Below are 14,415 nucleotides of genomic sequence, written 5' to 3'. Positions count from 1 at the left end.
ATCATCAGAACATGTTCTGATATTTCCAAACCATTATCTAAACATTAATCTCATTATGAGTATTTTCTTAATTCGACATGCACAAAGTGCAGCGAATATTAATGGGCGCGCTTTATCCCATGCATCGATCTGTTTGAGCGATCATGGAAAAGAACAAGCCAGACAATTATGCGAGCTATTACCAAAAATCGATCATGTCATTGTTTCTAAGTACTTGCGAACGTATCAGACAGCAGAGCCGATTTTGCAGAAATATCAGTTGAGTGCAGAGATTGATGAGAACTTGCATGAATTTAGCTATCTCTCAGAAAAGAAGTGTTTCAACACGAATCTAGATGATCGTAAGTTATGGGTAAATGCTTATTGGGAAAGGATGGATTATGATTATCACGAGGCTGATGATGCAGAGTCTTTTGCTGACTTGCATTCTCGGGTGCAACTATTTCATAAAAAATTAAGGCAATTAGAACGAGAGTATGCAGAAAAGAATTTAGTGGTATTTACACACGGTCAATTTTTACAATTATTGCTGACATTAAAGCATGAACCACAACCTTTGAGCCGAGAACTGATGCAAAGCTTTAGATCAGATTTAATTCATCGGCCAATTCAAAATACAGCAATTTTTTTATTTTAAGGCTCTTGAAAGACCTCATCCCTAACATCTGAGCTAGGGATGAGGAATATAATTTACTTCTGCAAACCCAACCAATCTCTTGGTTTGAGATAATAATCGGTAAGACGCTTTTCTGCCGAGTCCGCATCCCACTCAGGGCGATACGACCAGCCTGCAAGATTCGGCAAACTCACCAAGATCGATTCAATACGGCCGCCAGTTTGTAAGCCAAACAAGGTACCACGGTCATAAACCAAGTTATATTCGACATAACGACCACGGCGATACAGTTGGAACTCACGCTGCGCTTCGGTATATGGCTGCTCGCGGTGCTTTTCAAAAATCGGCAAGATTGCTGCTAAATAGCCATTACCCACCGCCTGGATATATTTAAAGCAAGTTTCAAAATCCCATTGATTTAAATCATCAAAGAATAAACCGCCTACACCACGCTGCTCATCACGATGCTTTAGATAGAAATAATCATCACACCATTGCTTATGTTCAGCATAAACCGTGTCACCAAAGGGCTGACATAAGTCATACGCAGTTTGATGCCAGTTGAGAACGTCTTGCTCATCAGGATAGAAAGGGGTTAGGTCAAAGCCACCACCAAACCACCACACTGGATCTTGACCTTCAGGCTCCGCGACAAATAAGCGGACATTGGCATGTGAGGTCGGAATATTGGGATTTTTCGGGTGAATCACCAGTGATACACCAAGTGCCTGTGCTTTTGCACCTGCAATTTGTGGGTGACGTTCCGTCGCAGAAGCGGGCAGTTTGCTGATATTGATGTGGGAGAACATGACCCCACCTTTTTCAATCACTTCACCATTTTGCAGAACGCGAGAGCGACCACCGCCACCTTCGGTTCGTTGCCAATCATCAATGATAAATTCTGCGGTACCACCGCCTGCACGTTCCTGTTGCTCTAGTCCTGCACAAATCCGTGCCTGTAGATCGAGTAAAAACTCGCGAACACGTTGAATATCAACTGAAGTTGGATGCTGCATGATGATCCTCTGAAAGTGATCTAGGGATTGCTTATATCAAAACATAAATCCATAAAAAAAGTAAGGGATTTTTAAATCTATATTCAGATACATGATTTAGGATGAAAAGTTTGGAGAGCCAATACTACTTTTTATTTAGACTGCGCAGCGCGATTCTTTTCGATAAGTCTATTAATTTCTTCGTTATATAGCCAAGTATTTAAAATACCCTCAGAACTTTCCAAGCCAGTAATATCTAAAAAATGTTCAAATGTACCGGCAACTTGCTCTCTATCATCAGTACCCAGTGAATCGGGATCAATTTGATGGATACCGTCCGACAGTATTTTTAGCCGTTGTTGTTTACTTGGTTGAGCAGAATGCTGATAGAGTTGGATATACGCTTCCGCAGTCTCAGCTACCTTTTTATTCAATAATTTTTTTAATTGAGAATCTTGAACGCCTGTATATAGATAGCCATCACTTAAAAAATGATCTTGCTGTTGAAATTTATGTAATTGATTGATAATTTTAGTATTTAAAGGGGATGCTTTATGCTCATTTGCTTGAGTGTAGCCACTTAGTAACAGGAGACCTGTTACTAAGAAAATACTTAATAATTTCATATTAATAAATACTCTTTTAATGAGTTAGATGACTCTACACTTAGAAGTCATCCTTTTTATAGAGATGATCCATACGCTCACGTTTGGTTTTTAAATATTGTTCATTGAATGGATTGCGGCCTACTGTTAAGGGAACCCGATCAACCACATTAATGCCTAAATCAGTCAGTGCCTTTAATTTTAAAGGGTTATTGGTCAGTAGTTTCACTTCTTTAATCTGAAGGTGATCCAACATAATGCTGCACATATCATAACGACGCGCATCGGCAGGCAGGTTTAATAATAAGTTCGCATCAACCGTATCATGCCCTTGATCTTGTAAGGCATAAGCACGGATTTTATTGGTTAAACCAATACCACGACCCTCTTGGCGTAAATATAAAATCACGCCTTGACCCGCCTCATTAATTAAACGTTGTGTGGCTTGCAGTTGAGGTCCACAATCACATTTCAGTGAGGCAAAAGCATCACCTGTCAAGCATTCCGAGTGAATACGCACGAGTACAGGCTGATCTGGAGCCGTTTCTAAACCTTTGGAAAGCGCCACATGTTCTTCACCTGTTGCGGGGTCTTGAAACACGGAAATATTGAAGTCACCAAAAGCGGTGGGAAGCTTTGATGTTGCAATAAATTCAATCGGCACAGAGAGCTCACTATGATAATAAAAACAGTTCGAGTATAGCTTAATGTGTGAAGATTGCGTGAATTGGAATTTCTGATTTTTCACATAAGTTTTTCTTTTTCATACAAAGCACACAATAATGGTTGATAAACAGTGACATAATTCAGGATAATCTACGGGCCATTCTTTAAAATTTGCATGAGAATGTTCAGCACTACATCATTCGCACGTGTGGCTGATTGAAGGCAGATCATATTTAATTGTATGATTGCCCCCATTTAAAACCCAGCTTCGGACTTGCCAGGCTTAAAAAGGCTTTGCCACATTATGTTGTATACCGAAATTCCAACTCAACGCCCTGTTACGCCATTGTTAGATGATATTGATCATCCACAACAATTACGTCAGCTCGAGCAAAGCCAACTCGCACAAGTGGCGGATGAGTTGCGTCAATATATTTTGTATGCGGCAGGGCAAAGTGGTGGACACTTTGGCGCAAATTTAGGTGTAATCGAACTGACGGTTGCGCTGCATTATTGTTTTAACACACCAAACGATCGTCTAGTTTGGGATGTAGGTCATCAAGCTTATCCGCATAAGGTCCTGACAGGTCGTCGTGATCGTATTACCACGATTCGCAGTAAAGATGGTTTGGCCGCATTTCCTGCACGTGATGAGTCCGCGTTTGATACTTTTGGTGTAGGGCATTCCTCGACTGCAATTTCGGCAGGTCTGGGTATGGCCTTGGCACGTCGCTATCAAAAAGATCCATGTGATGTGGTTGCAATCGTCGGTGACGGAGCAATGACTGCGGGCATGGCTTTTGAAGCGATGAATGATGCCGTTGCACACGATGCTGATTTAATCGTGGTTCTCAATGACAACGATATGTCGATTTCATGTAGTACCGGCGGTTTTGCTAAACACTTGGCTGCGATTTGGGAAACAGGTCAATTGGTCAATGTGAATGAACAAGGTGAAGCCTATGTTCAGCCACATCCAAAGTGGACCTATAACTCACGCTTACATCAATCTGCCACAGATGCCGCAGACAATTTATTTAAAGCGATTGGTTTTGATTATTTTGGACCATTTGATGGTCATGATGTGGAACAGCTGGCACAAGTTTTTCATGCGCTAAAAAAACGTAAAGGCCCACGCTTAGTTCATATTTATACCAAAAAGGGTAAAGGTTTTGCACCTGCAGAAGCAGATCCGATTACCTATCATGCGATTACTAAGATTGCACCCGTGGCGACTACAGCTATAAAAACATCGACAGTAAAAGCACCGCCTAAATATTCCGATGTATTTGGGCAATGGCTGTGTGATGAAGCTGCACAAGATGGGCGCTTACTGGCAATTACACCGGCGATGTGTGAAGGTTCGGGTATGGTTAAATTTGCTCAGCAATATCCAGAGCGTTTCTTCGATGTGGCCATTGCAGAGCAGCATGCAGTGACTTTGGCAGCAGGTATGGCATGTGAAGGTCTAAAACCTGTGGTTGCGATTTATTCGACCTTCTTGCAACGTGGTTATGACCAGTTAATCCATGATGTGGCATTACAGAATTTAGATGTGACTTTTGGTATTGATCGTGCTGGCTTGGTCGGTGAAGATGGCCCAACCCATGCCGGTGCTTATGACTATGCCTATATGCGTACCGTACCGAATATGGTGATCATGGCACCAAAAGACGAAAATGAATGTCGTCAAATGCTGCATACTGCTTATCTCTATGAAGGGCCAACAGCAGTACGTTATCCACGTGGTGTCGGTACAGGTGTTGAAATTCAACAACAGATGACAGCGTTGGAAATTGGTAAGGCTGAAATTGTCGCTGAATTCAATCCTGATGCTGAACAGCAGATTAGTATTCTTGCTTTTGGTAGTCGTATTGCAGCATCAGTAGAAGCCGCGCAGCAATTTGCGAACAAACATTCGATGGGTGTGCGTGTCGTGAATATGCGCTTTGTGAAGCCATTGGATGAACAAATACTGCGTGACTTAGCACCACGTTCTCAACTGTTTGTAACGGTAGAAGAACATGCGGTGATGGCAGGTGCAGGCAGTGCAGTGAATGAATTTTTGGCACAAGCACGCATCCTCAAACCGATTTTGAATTTGGGCTTGCCTGATAGCTTCTTGCATCAAGCCACTCATCAGCAAATGCTGCAAGATTGTGGTTTAGATGCTCAAGGAATCTTGGCCTCAATTGAGCAAGCTTGGTTTTAATCTATAAGCTTATGTAAAAGCGAAAATAATTTTTCGCAACATTTTTCCCCTAAAAGCGCTTATATTTGCTAGAATATACGCGCTTTTATGCATTATTCTTTGTCAAAATCTTCAAATTTGTAGTGGGTGTTCAATGGAACCTATGGTGGTTATGGCTGCGCGTGCGGCTCAAACAGTTGGTCAAGAGCTTTTAAAGGCACATCAAAATCGTCATAAACTCGATTTACAAGTTGAAGAAAAAGGCATTGATGGTCCAGTAACGCGTGTTGATCGTTACTTGGAACAACTTACAATTGATACCCTCCGTAAAAGCTATAAAAACCACAGCTTCCTTGGTGAAGAGTTTGGCATGCAAGAAGGTAAAGGTCACGATGCAGATTGGTGCTGGGTGATTGATCCTCTAGATGGCACACAAAACTTTATCAATGGCTTCCCACATTTCTGTATTTCGATTGCTGTACAGCATAAAGGTGTAACGCAACACGGCGTGATCTATGATCCAGTTCGTGATGAATTGTTCTCTGCTAGCCGTGGTCGCGGTGCAGTCATGAACCAACGTCGTATTCGTGTCAATGTAAAAGATAGCTTGGAAAATACCTTCCTTGCAGTCGGTCATCCATACCGTGCAAAGCGTAATGGTGAGATCGTTTCTTATGCTGAACAGCATTTCGCTTCATTATTGGCAGTGACTAAATCAGGCGCACAAATCCGTCGTGGTGGTTCAGCGGCACTTGACTTGGCTTATGTTGCTGCGGGTCGTTTTGATGGTTTCTTTGAATTGGGTTTAAAACCGTGGGATATCGCTGCGGGTGAGTTAATTGTGAAAGAAGCGGGTGGTGTGGTTGTTGATGCACGCGGTGGTAATGAATCATTTGATAATGGTCAGGTTATTGCGAGCTCACTTAAGATGTTAAAGCCGTTGATGCAAGCAGTTGTTCCAGCTTGGGGCGATGCTGCAAAATAATTTGTAGATTTATAAAAAAGCCCTCAATATTTGAGGGCTTTTTTTATAGGCTCAGAAAATAAGGTAAACAAATTGCTGATCTATTTCATTGGCCCAGGCGGGGCAGGAAAAACAACAACTGCAAAATTATTAGCATCACAATTAAAGTGTACTTGTTATGATCTAGATGAATATTTTATGACGTTAGAAGGAGATATCGCACAGTACATTACAACAAAAGGCTATGAGCGCTATGCTTTACGTAATTTTGAACTATTTCTTGAGTTGAAGGCAAAACAACAATCAGGTTCAATCAATTTGATCGTCTGTTCTTCAGGATTTATGACCTATCCAAATCATATTCATCGTGACTATATTAAAGTTAAAGAAGCAGTAGAAAATCATCCTTTCACGTTTTTATTACTTCCTGCTGTAGATCTAGAGTTGTGTGTTCAACTTATTGTAACGAGACAGATGAATCGAACTTATTTAAAGACAAGTAGAGAAAAAGAGGAATTGAAAATTCGTTCACGGTTCTTTAGTTATGTAGGTTTAAAATGTCATCTTATATTAACAGAACCGCCCCCTGACAAGGTTGTAGTAGGGATTAACATGCGCTTACATTCGTTTGCTTCTTTCAGTTTTTTGTAAAAATTAACAATTCAAGCTGAGAGAAACAGAAGATTAAATTTTGAATAATCGACTTTTTCACTGGTAGGCAACTTGCTGAAATCTCAATTGATATTTAAAGTTAATAGCGCTTATTTGAAGATGGAAAGTGGCTTGAGATACGAATAATAAAGGTGGTCCATGAGAAAAACCTATCAAAAAAGGTGACTTTTAAAATTATTCTGCTATAATCCGCCCACGCACTTAAATTCCAGTTCATTACCTGAACATTCAGTTCTATTCATATTAGCGCACGCTGTCCATAGAGAGGACCACATCTTGCGCCCAAATCGCTTAGCGATTCTTCAGGTTGAGGCAGTAATCAAGCGTGCGTTTAGTCCACATCGTCGTTATTCGGATCGCCGCTGAATTTCATCTATTTTCAGCTTGAGTCGCTTTGCCGCTTGTTGCCGATGTCTATTTTTTGTATTTATTAAAATGGAGCACCCACAAGGGTGAAACTCTCTATGAGCAAAACTTTTGCCGAATTTTCTTTGCACGAAACCTTACAACAAGCCCTAGAAGGTTTAGGTTTTACTACGCCAACTCCTGTGCAAGAACAAGCGATTCCAGCTGCGTTAGAAGGAAAAGATTTATTAGTTTCAAGCCAGACTGGTTCTGGTAAAACAGCAGCATTCTTACTTCCTACATTAAACGCGCTAGCGGGTCAGGAAACTTTTGTGCCATTTAAAGAGCGCATGAAAGCTGTGACTCAGCCAACAATTTTAGTTATTTCTCCTACACGTGAATTGGCTCAACAAGTAAGCCAAGACGCGATTGCATTTGTACGTCACATGAAAGGTGTTCGTATTGCTGCAATTATGGGTGGTATGCCTTTTGGTAAACAAATCCAACAGCTTAAAGGTGCACAAGTTGTCGTTGCGACTCCAGGTCGTTTACTTGACCTTGTTAACCGTCGTCAATTAAAGCTTGATAAAGTTGAATCTTTAATTGTTGATGAAGCTGACCGTATGCTTGATCTTGGCTTTGCTGAAGATTTAGAAGCGATTGGTGAATTAGCTGCAAACCGTAACCAAACGTTGATGTTCTCTGCAACTTTTGCAGATCGTATTATCCGTCTTGCTGAACGCATGATGAATGATCCACAACGTATTGCGATTGAAACAGGTCACAGCACCAACACTGATGTAACCCAAACATTACATTGGACTGATGGTTTTGAACACAAGAAAAAATTACTTACGCATTGGTTATCTGACGAATCAGTAGACCAAGCTGTTGTCTTTGCGAGCACGCAAGAAGATACAGATATGCTTGCTGAAGAATTGGCTGAAGCAGGTCACTCTGTTGTTGCGTTGCATGGTGCGATGCCACAAACCGTTCGTAACCGTCGTTTACGCAGCATCCGTGAAGGTCGTGCAAAAATCTTAGTTGCAACTGACGTAGCAGCACGTGGTTTAGACGTACCAACAATTTCACACGTAATTAACTTCGGTTTACCGATGAAAAACGAAGACTATGTACACCGTATTGGCCGTACAGGTCGTGCTGGCCGTACAGGTCAAGCGGTAACTTTAGCGACTTACCGTGAGCGTGGTAAAATCCGTGCTTTAGAAGATTATTTAGATGCACGTTTAAATGTATCTGAAATCGAAGGTTTAGAACCATCTCCACCTCCTGCACGTTCAGGTCGTGACGGTGGCGGTCGTGGTCGCGGTGGTCGTGATGGCGGCGGTCGTGGTCGTGGTGGCTTCGGCGGTGGTCGTCGTTTTGAAGGTGAAGGTAACTTCAAACGTCGTGAAGGCGGTGATGATCGTCCACGTCGTAGCTTCGATGACAAACCACGTGGTGAACGTCCATCATTTGGTGGTGAAGATCGTCCACGTCGCGAGTTCAACTCTGATCGTCCACGCCGTGAAGGTGGTTTCGAAGACCGTCCACGTCGCGAGTTCAATTCAGATCGTCCACGCCGTGAAGGTGGTTTCGAAGACCGTCCACGTCGCGAGTTCAATTCAGATCGTCCACGCCGTGAAGGTGGTTTTGATGATCGTCCAAAGCGTAGCTTTGGTGGTGAAGACCGTCCACGTCGCGAGTTCAACTCTGATCGCCCACGCCGTGAAGGTGGTTTCAATGATAAGCCGCGTTTTGATTCGAATGATGACAACCGTGGTAACCGTGTAGATTACAAACCACGTCGTGAAGGTAGCTTCGGTGACCGTCCAAAACGTGATTTCGGTGATCGTCCACAACGTGAAGGTGGCTTCGGCGACCGTCCAAAGCGTAGCTTTGGTGATGACCGTCCAAAACGTAGCTTCGGTGGTGAAGATCGTCCAAAACGTAAGTTTGGTAGCGATGATCGTCCAGCTCGTGGTTCACGTGAAGAAACTTTTGGTGGCGACCGTCGTCGCAAAAACGATTTTTAATCGCTAAAAACCGATGAAAACAAGAAGCCAGTTGAAAAACTGGCTTTTTTATTTTGTGTTAGTCATGTAAAATTGTAAAAATGTGTACTAATTCAAATTTTAAATAAGAAATGAATAGGGTTAAGCAAAATAAAAGTCTTTTGAGTCAAACTTGGTCTTTCATGTGTAGTGAAGGGCTGCCGTGTCTATTTGTCATTTTAATGCTGTGTAATGGCTTGTTTTTTGCCTATGCATTATTTGATACCAATCACTCAGACGCTTTTAAGGTCAATTCCCTGCACAGTACAAGCCAAACTGTTTCAAAGAATAACTACATAAATTAAATAATCTTCATACATCGGTTATCAAAATAAAAACAAGTGTTTAATGATTCGGTGTATAGTATGCGTGCATAAAAAGTGCAGGAATGATGCCATTATGAATAACAAATCTCCTCTCGATGCTGAAGCCTTAATTGAAGTTAAAAACTTGAGCTTTAATCGAGGAGAACGCGTCATTTATGACGATATCAGCCTCACCATTCGACGTGGTCAAATTACTGCAATTATGGGCCCATCTGGTACGGGTAAAACAACCTTATTACGTCTGATTGGTGGACAGTTGGTACCTGATCAGGGTGAAGTGCTGCTCGATGGCAAGAACATTGCAACCATGTCTCGCCATGAATTATTTGCTGCACGTGCGCGTATGGGGATGTTATTTCAGAGTGGGGCATTATTTACCGATATGTCGACCTACGAAAATGTGGCTTTCCCAATTCGTGCCCATACTCAACTTCCTGAACATATCATTGCAGAATTGGTAGCTTTAAAACTGGAATCAGTGGGTTTGCGTGGTGCTGAACAGTTAATGCCATCTGAACTTTCAGGCGGGATGAATCGTCGTGTGGCTTTGGCACGCGCAATTGCACTTGATCCAGAATTGATTATGTATGATGAGCCTTTTGCGGGCCAAGACCCGATTGTAATGGGTGTCTTGACGCGTCTAATTCGCTCGTTAAGAGAAGCGCTCGATTTAACAACCATTATTGTCTCGCATGACGTTGCCGAGACTTTGTCGATTGCAGATTATATTTATGTGGTTGCAGAAGGTAAAATTCAGGGTGAAGGTTCGCCTGAACAATTAAAAAATCATGCATCGCCATTTGTACGCCAGTTTTTAACAGGTTCGGTTGAGGGGCCTGTCGAATATCAATTTACTCACCAAGCATATTTAGATAACGAGGTTCGTCCATGAATGCGATTGCCTGGTTAGGTAGACTCGTTATTGAGCGGATAAAGGGGATTGGTGCTGCGGCATTGATGCTCTTGCAAGTTTTATTTTCCATGCCATCGAAAGGCGGGTTTCAGCGCTTTATTTATCAAATGTATCGTGTCGGGGTCATGTCCCTGCTGATCATCGCTGTTTCAGGTTTGTTTATTGGTGCGGTGCTTGGCTTGCAGATGTATAGCATTCTGGTCACCTTTGGTAGTGAGGCAATGCTGGGAACGGCGATTTCATTGACACTACTGCGCGAACTGGCGTCAGTGGTGGCTGCACTGCTCTTCGCAGGTCGTGCTGGTTCAGCATTAACCGCTGAAATTGGTTCCATGAAACAAAGTGAACAGCTTGCCTGCATGGAAATGATTGGGGTTGATCCACTTAGACAAATCGTATCTCCACGTCTGTGGGCGGGGATTGTTAGCTTGCCAATGCTCACTGTGATTTTTGCAACCATTGGTATTATTGGCGGCAAAATGGTTGGTGTTGATTTCTTGGGTGCGGATGAAGGTTCATTCTGGGGAGGTATGCAAAGTAGCGTACAGTTCTGGCATGACATTTTTAATGGCACCATTATCAAAAGCATTGTATTTGCTTTAATTTGTACATGGGTAGCGGTCTATCAAGGTTATGCTTGTGATCCGACGCCAGAAGGTATTGCGACCGCAATGACGAGAACGGTTGTGTATTCTTCACTTTGTGTATTAGGTTTTGATTTCGTGTTGACTGCGGTCATGTTCGGAGGGATTTAATGAAATCACGTACTAGTGAGCTGGCCGTAGGTATTTTTGTCATTATCTTCGGTATCGCTCTATTTTTTCTTGCGATGAAAGTCAGTGGTTTAGTCGGTACTAATTTACGTGATAGCTATAGCATGACAGCGCAGTTTGATAACGTAAATGGTTTAAAGGCACGTGCCAAAGTGACCATGAGTGGTGTGACGATTGGCCGTGTTGAATCGATTACCCTTGATCCTGTGACACGTTTAGCAACAGTCAAATTTGATCTGGATGGTAAGTTGACGAGTTTTAACCCAGAGCAATTAAAAGAAGTGCAAAAGAATGCACTTGAAGAATTGCGCTATAGCTCTGATTATCAACAGGCAGATGCTGCGAAACAAAAAGAAATGGAACAGCAACTTATTGCAAACATGACCTCCATCACAACTTTGGATGAAGATGCTTATATTATGGTTGCAACCAATGGTCTGTTGGGTGAGAAATATTTGAAAGTTGTACCCGGTGGTGGAGTGAACTACTTAAAACGTGGTGACGTGGTTTCAAATACCCAAGGAACAATGGATTTAGAAGATTTAATCAGTAAGTTTATTACTGGCGGTGCTGGCAAAGCCACATCAAGCTCAACTGCGACAGAAAGTTCAGCTTCGCAGCCTGCTGCTGAAGCAGAACCGTCTTTTGTTGAGTAATTCAGGTTAGGAGATTGAAGTGAATACATTATTGAAACAAACTCTAACGGCAAGCGTATTATCTACTATGCTTGCAAGTGCGGCATTTGCAGCACCTACAGAGACCCCGCCTGATTTTGTTAAACGTGTGGCTGATGGCTTGATTACACGTTTAAAAGCAGAGAAACCGAAACTACAGAATAACCCAGCTTTGGTTCGCACGATTATTCGTCAAAACCTTGATCCATATGTCGATTCACAAGCGTTTACCCGTATTGTGTTAGGGACATATGCGAATAATCAATACACAACAGCTGCTCAACGTGCTCAGTTTGAACAGAACTTCCGTGCGGTTATTATTGAGAACTATGGTGGTGCTTTCGCGAAATATACCAATGAAAGCTACACCATGCGTCCGTTTAAATCGACCAACAGCAAGAACCCTGTGGTGACTTTAGACTTCTTGCACAACGGCGAAAAAATTCCAGTATCGTTCCAGTTAACTGACAAAGGCGATCAATGGAAAGTACGTAATATCAATGTGTCTGGTATTGACCTTGGTTTGCAATTCCGTAACCAGTTTGCGGCAACGGTTCAGCGTAATGGTGGTGACATCAATAAAGCGATTGCAACATTTAAACCAGATGCAGACGCTGCTGTTAGCAAAAAATAAGTAGGTGACGGGTGATTCAATATATTGATCAGCAATTAATTGTGTCGAAAACAATTAATTTTGAAAATGCAGAACAGATCTATCAGGCTGGTTTAAAGCATATTCAGCAACATCAAAATTTTCCTTTGGTTGTTGATTTGGCTCAGCTTGAACAAGGAAATACTTTATCTTTGGCAGTATTGGTGCAATGGCTGCGTCAAACCCCTGAAAATAAAGGCCTGCACTTTAAAAATGTGTCTGAGAAGATGTTGAAAATCATCCAAGCTTGCCATTTACAAGATGATTTGAAATTGATTTGATTGATCTGGCAAAGTGGAAAAAGAGAGCTATTTTTAGCTCTCTTTTTTTATGCTTAACTTTTGGGAAAAGCTGAAAATAGCGCCTCACAACTTGGATATTTTTGATATAACTTTGCTAAATAATAATTTTGATCATATTCTAAAAAACCATCCAATAATTTGATGCTAGATGGGGCATTACTGCAGCTTTTAACTTGTCTATCCCATGCCGTAAAGGGGGCAATTGGATGATCGATCGATATGACGTTTTTCTCACAACCTAATAATGCCATCGTGCTGATCTGGTAATTGTTTGGGGCAGCAGAATCTGCGGAATAGGCAAGACCAATCACTAAATCATTGGTTTTTATTGTTTTATCATGGAAATCACTGTGCCATTGGGTGGATTTAGGTGTAAATAACTTGGTGAGAAAATGCTGAAATACAAAGTGAACAGGCTGAAATTCAAATTGATTTTGGGTGTCAGAAGACTGCTTATGTATAGATTGGACACGTGCTATAAACACATCTTTGGGAGAGTGTGGCGCACATGCAAACGCTGTTGAGATTGAAAGGATTATATTCAAAAATAGAAATAATCCTTTGCTGTTTAGATCCATTTTTTCCAGCGGAAGTAGAACATTGGCAGTACCAAGAAGGCCATCAGAATACCAATCACAATCCAGAAACTGAGACTGCCATGCGCAAAGGGTAGGACATCAGTGTTCATCCCATAAATACTGGCAATCAACATCGGTGGCGCCAGCATGCTCGGTAAAATCGAGAAACGACGAATGGTATCGTTCTGTTCGGTGTTAATGAAGCCTGAAGTGGTATCCAGTAAGAATCGCACTTTTTGGAATAAGAAGGCATCATGTTCCACCAGAGAACGGACATCCTCACTTAACTCACGAATATCCGCATCATAAATATGACTGCCTAAGGCACGCGGCCGTGCTAAAAAGGTCAATACACGGCGTAAATCAATTAAACACAGCTGTGCCTTTCCCAACATATCTTCTTGCTGGGCTAAGCGGGTAATCATGTCATCAAGGTCTAAAATTTTCTCACGATGATGGTTATTCAGAACTTCTGTGGAATATCGTTCCAAGTCCTTGTGGATATCTTCCAAGATATCCGCAAGCTCATCTAGTTTCGCTTCAAGTAAACCGAGCAAGATCCATGTTGGATCTTTATAGTCCATGTCATAGTCATTGCGGCGAGCCCGCGCACGGAAGGCACGGAATGCAACCAACTTCTCGCCACGCATGGTAAATAAGCGATCTTTATGCAAAATAAATGCAACCGTTTGCACCATGGCTAACATGGGTAAAGAGTCGTCAGTATCACCATCGACTTGAAAGTTTTTATTCTTTGTTAAAAAATAGGTGCTGATATGCAAAATTCCATCATCATCACGGTAAAATCGTGCCGATGAGGAAATATCTTCAAGCGACTTTAAGGTCGGTAAGTTTCGGTCATACGCATCTAGAACCCATTGTTGTTCTTCTTGGGAAGGGGCGATGAGATCAATCCAGACCAGTTCGGGGTGGAGATCGAAACCTCCGTTGATGGTTGCATCTTCTAGACTACCGCGCTCTGTGGCATAAAAGGCTTCAAGCATGTCTTTTTTCCTCGCGCAGTCGGTGTAATGTTTTCGGCCATTACCGAAAAGCAGGGTGTATTTTAGACAAGGATGAAACGAAAAA

At 42.1% G+C, this 14,415-nt stretch carries 15 protein-coding genes; 10 read left to right on the top strand and 5 right to left on the bottom strand.

What is annotated here, in order from left to right; translation table 11 throughout:
• Positions 1-55: 55 nt before the first annotated feature.
• The gene (locus tag NDN13_RS12490) at positions 56-637 is read left to right on the top strand and encodes a histidine phosphatase family protein (RefSeq protein ID WP_251115676.1); all 582 of its coding nucleotides are present in this window, start codon (positions 56-58) and stop codon (positions 635-637) included.
• A gap of 53 nt (positions 638-690) precedes the next feature.
• Here NDN13_RS12490 and hemF read toward each other — a convergent pair whose 3' ends face one another.
• The 3 genes from hemF to ribA all read right to left on the bottom strand — a co-directional run bounded on the left by hemF (position 691) and on the right by ribA (position 2,880).
• Positions 691-1,632: an oxygen-dependent coproporphyrinogen oxidase gene (gene hemF / locus NDN13_RS12485; protein ID WP_251115675.1), complete on the bottom strand. Its 942-nt coding sequence runs from the start codon at positions 1,630-1,632 to the stop codon at positions 691-693.
• A gap of 131 nt (positions 1,633-1,763) precedes the next feature.
• Positions 1,764-2,237, bottom strand: coding sequence for a DUF4844 domain-containing protein (locus NDN13_RS12480; protein ID WP_251115674.1), 474 nt, complete (start codon positions 2,235-2,237; stop codon positions 1,764-1,766).
• A 40-nt stretch (positions 2,238-2,277) separates the two neighbouring features.
• Positions 2,278-2,880 (bottom strand): GTP cyclohydrolase II, encoded by a 603-nt coding sequence (gene ribA / locus NDN13_RS12475; RefSeq protein ID WP_251115673.1) that lies wholly within the window; start codon positions 2,878-2,880, stop codon positions 2,278-2,280.
• Positions 2,881-3,186: 306 nt separating this feature from the next.
• Between ribA and dxs the strand changes: the two genes are divergently transcribed.
• The 9 genes from dxs to NDN13_RS12430 all read left to right on the top strand — a co-directional run bounded on the left by dxs (position 3,187) and on the right by NDN13_RS12430 (position 12,727).
• Positions 3,187-5,094: a 1-deoxy-D-xylulose-5-phosphate synthase gene (gene dxs, locus NDN13_RS12470; RefSeq protein WP_251115672.1), complete on the top strand. Its 1,908-nt coding sequence runs from the start codon at positions 3,187-3,189 to the stop codon at positions 5,092-5,094.
• A gap of 133 nt (positions 5,095-5,227) precedes the next feature.
• The gene (locus tag NDN13_RS12465) at positions 5,228-6,058 is read left to right on the top strand and encodes an inositol monophosphatase family protein (RefSeq protein ID WP_251115671.1); all 831 of its coding nucleotides are present in this window, start codon (positions 5,228-5,230) and stop codon (positions 6,056-6,058) included.
• 72 nt (positions 6,059-6,130) lie between these two features.
• On the top strand, positions 6,131-6,688 hold the full coding sequence (locus NDN13_RS12460) for a shikimate kinase (RefSeq protein ID WP_251115670.1): 558 nt from the start codon (positions 6,131-6,133) through the stop codon (positions 6,686-6,688).
• Between the two features lie 485 nt (positions 6,689-7,173).
• Entirely contained in the window at positions 7,174-9,090 is a 1,917-nt protein-coding gene (locus tag NDN13_RS12455; RefSeq protein ID WP_251115669.1) for a DEAD/DEAH box helicase, read from the top strand.
• 417 nt (positions 9,091-9,507) lie between these two features.
• A complete protein-coding gene (locus NDN13_RS12450; protein WP_251115668.1) occupies positions 9,508-10,326 on the top strand; it encodes an ABC transporter ATP-binding protein in 819 nt (272 codons plus the stop codon).
• Positions 10,323-11,102 (top strand): lipid asymmetry maintenance ABC transporter permease subunit MlaE, encoded by a 780-nt coding sequence (mlaE, locus tag NDN13_RS12445; RefSeq protein ID WP_251115667.1) that lies wholly within the window; start codon positions 10,323-10,325, stop codon positions 11,100-11,102. The genes NDN13_RS12450 and mlaE overlap by 4 nt, the downstream gene beginning before the upstream one ends.
• Complete coding sequence (mlaD, locus tag NDN13_RS12440) at positions 11,102-11,776, top strand: outer membrane lipid asymmetry maintenance protein MlaD (protein WP_016542815.1); 675 nt, start codon at positions 11,102-11,104, stop codon at positions 11,774-11,776. The genes mlaE and mlaD overlap by 1 nt, the downstream gene beginning before the upstream one ends.
• Before the next feature lie 19 nt (positions 11,777-11,795).
• Entirely contained in the window at positions 11,796-12,428 is a 633-nt protein-coding gene (locus NDN13_RS12435; RefSeq protein WP_251115666.1) for an MlaC/ttg2D family ABC transporter substrate-binding protein, read from the top strand.
• An 11-nt stretch (positions 12,429-12,439) separates the two neighbouring features.
• Positions 12,440-12,727: an STAS domain-containing protein gene (locus NDN13_RS12430; protein WP_004657643.1), complete on the top strand. Its 288-nt coding sequence runs from the start codon at positions 12,440-12,442 to the stop codon at positions 12,725-12,727.
• 53 nt (positions 12,728-12,780) lie between these two features.
• Here the strand turns inward: NDN13_RS12430 and NDN13_RS12425 are convergent, their stop codons facing one another.
• Together NDN13_RS12425 and NDN13_RS12420 are read right to left on the bottom strand one after the other, a co-directional pair.
• Positions 12,781-13,326 (bottom strand): hypothetical protein, encoded by a 546-nt coding sequence (locus NDN13_RS12425; protein WP_251115665.1) that lies wholly within the window; start codon positions 13,324-13,326, stop codon positions 12,781-12,783.
• Positions 13,317-14,330 (bottom strand): magnesium and cobalt transport protein CorA, encoded by a 1,014-nt coding sequence (locus tag NDN13_RS12420; RefSeq protein WP_004657647.1) that lies wholly within the window; start codon positions 14,328-14,330, stop codon positions 13,317-13,319. The genes NDN13_RS12425 and NDN13_RS12420 overlap by 10 nt, the downstream gene beginning before the upstream one ends.
• Between the last annotated feature and the right edge of the window lie 85 nt (positions 14,331-14,415).

This window comes from Acinetobacter sp. C32I, from assembly GCF_023702715.1.
In the GTDB taxonomy this organism is placed as follows: Bacteria; Pseudomonadota; Gammaproteobacteria; order Pseudomonadales; family Moraxellaceae; genus Acinetobacter.
This window is presented reverse-complemented; position numbering and strand designations above follow the sequence as displayed.

What these genes read in the sequence shown, in the direction of transcription:
- NDN13_RS12490 (WP_251115676.1), top strand. Translation starts at nt 56, where the DNA reads ATGAGTATTTTCTTAATTCGACATGCACAAAGTGCAGCGAATATTAAT.
- hemF (WP_251115675.1), bottom strand. Translation starts at nt 1,632, where the DNA reads ATGCAGCATCCAACTTCAGTTGATATTCAACGTGTTCGCGAGTTTTTA.
- NDN13_RS12480 (WP_251115674.1), bottom strand. Translation starts at nt 2,237, where the DNA reads ATGAAATTATTAAGTATTTTCTTAGTAACAGGTCTCCTGTTACTAAGT.
- dxs (WP_251115672.1), top strand. Translation starts at nt 3,187, where the DNA reads ATGTTGTATACCGAAATTCCAACTCAACGCCCTGTTACGCCATTGTTA.
- NDN13_RS12465 (WP_251115671.1), top strand. Translation starts at nt 5,228, where the DNA reads ATGGAACCTATGGTGGTTATGGCTGCGCGTGCGGCTCAAACAGTTGGT.
- NDN13_RS12455 (WP_251115669.1), top strand. Translation starts at nt 7,174, where the DNA reads ATGAGCAAAACTTTTGCCGAATTTTCTTTGCACGAAACCTTACAACAA.
- NDN13_RS12450 (WP_251115668.1), top strand. Translation starts at nt 9,508, where the DNA reads ATGAATAACAAATCTCCTCTCGATGCTGAAGCCTTAATTGAAGTTAAA.
- mlaE (WP_251115667.1), top strand. Translation starts at nt 10,323, where the DNA reads ATGAATGCGATTGCCTGGTTAGGTAGACTCGTTATTGAGCGGATAAAG.
- mlaD (WP_016542815.1), top strand. Translation starts at nt 11,102, where the DNA reads ATGAAATCACGTACTAGTGAGCTGGCCGTAGGTATTTTTGTCATTATC.
- NDN13_RS12425 (WP_251115665.1), bottom strand. Translation starts at nt 13,326, where the DNA reads ATGGATCTAAACAGCAAAGGATTATTTCTATTTTTGAATATAATCCTT.
- NDN13_RS12420 (WP_004657647.1), bottom strand. Translation starts at nt 14,330, where the DNA reads ATGCTTGAAGCCTTTTATGCCACAGAGCGCGGTAGTCTAGAAGATGCA.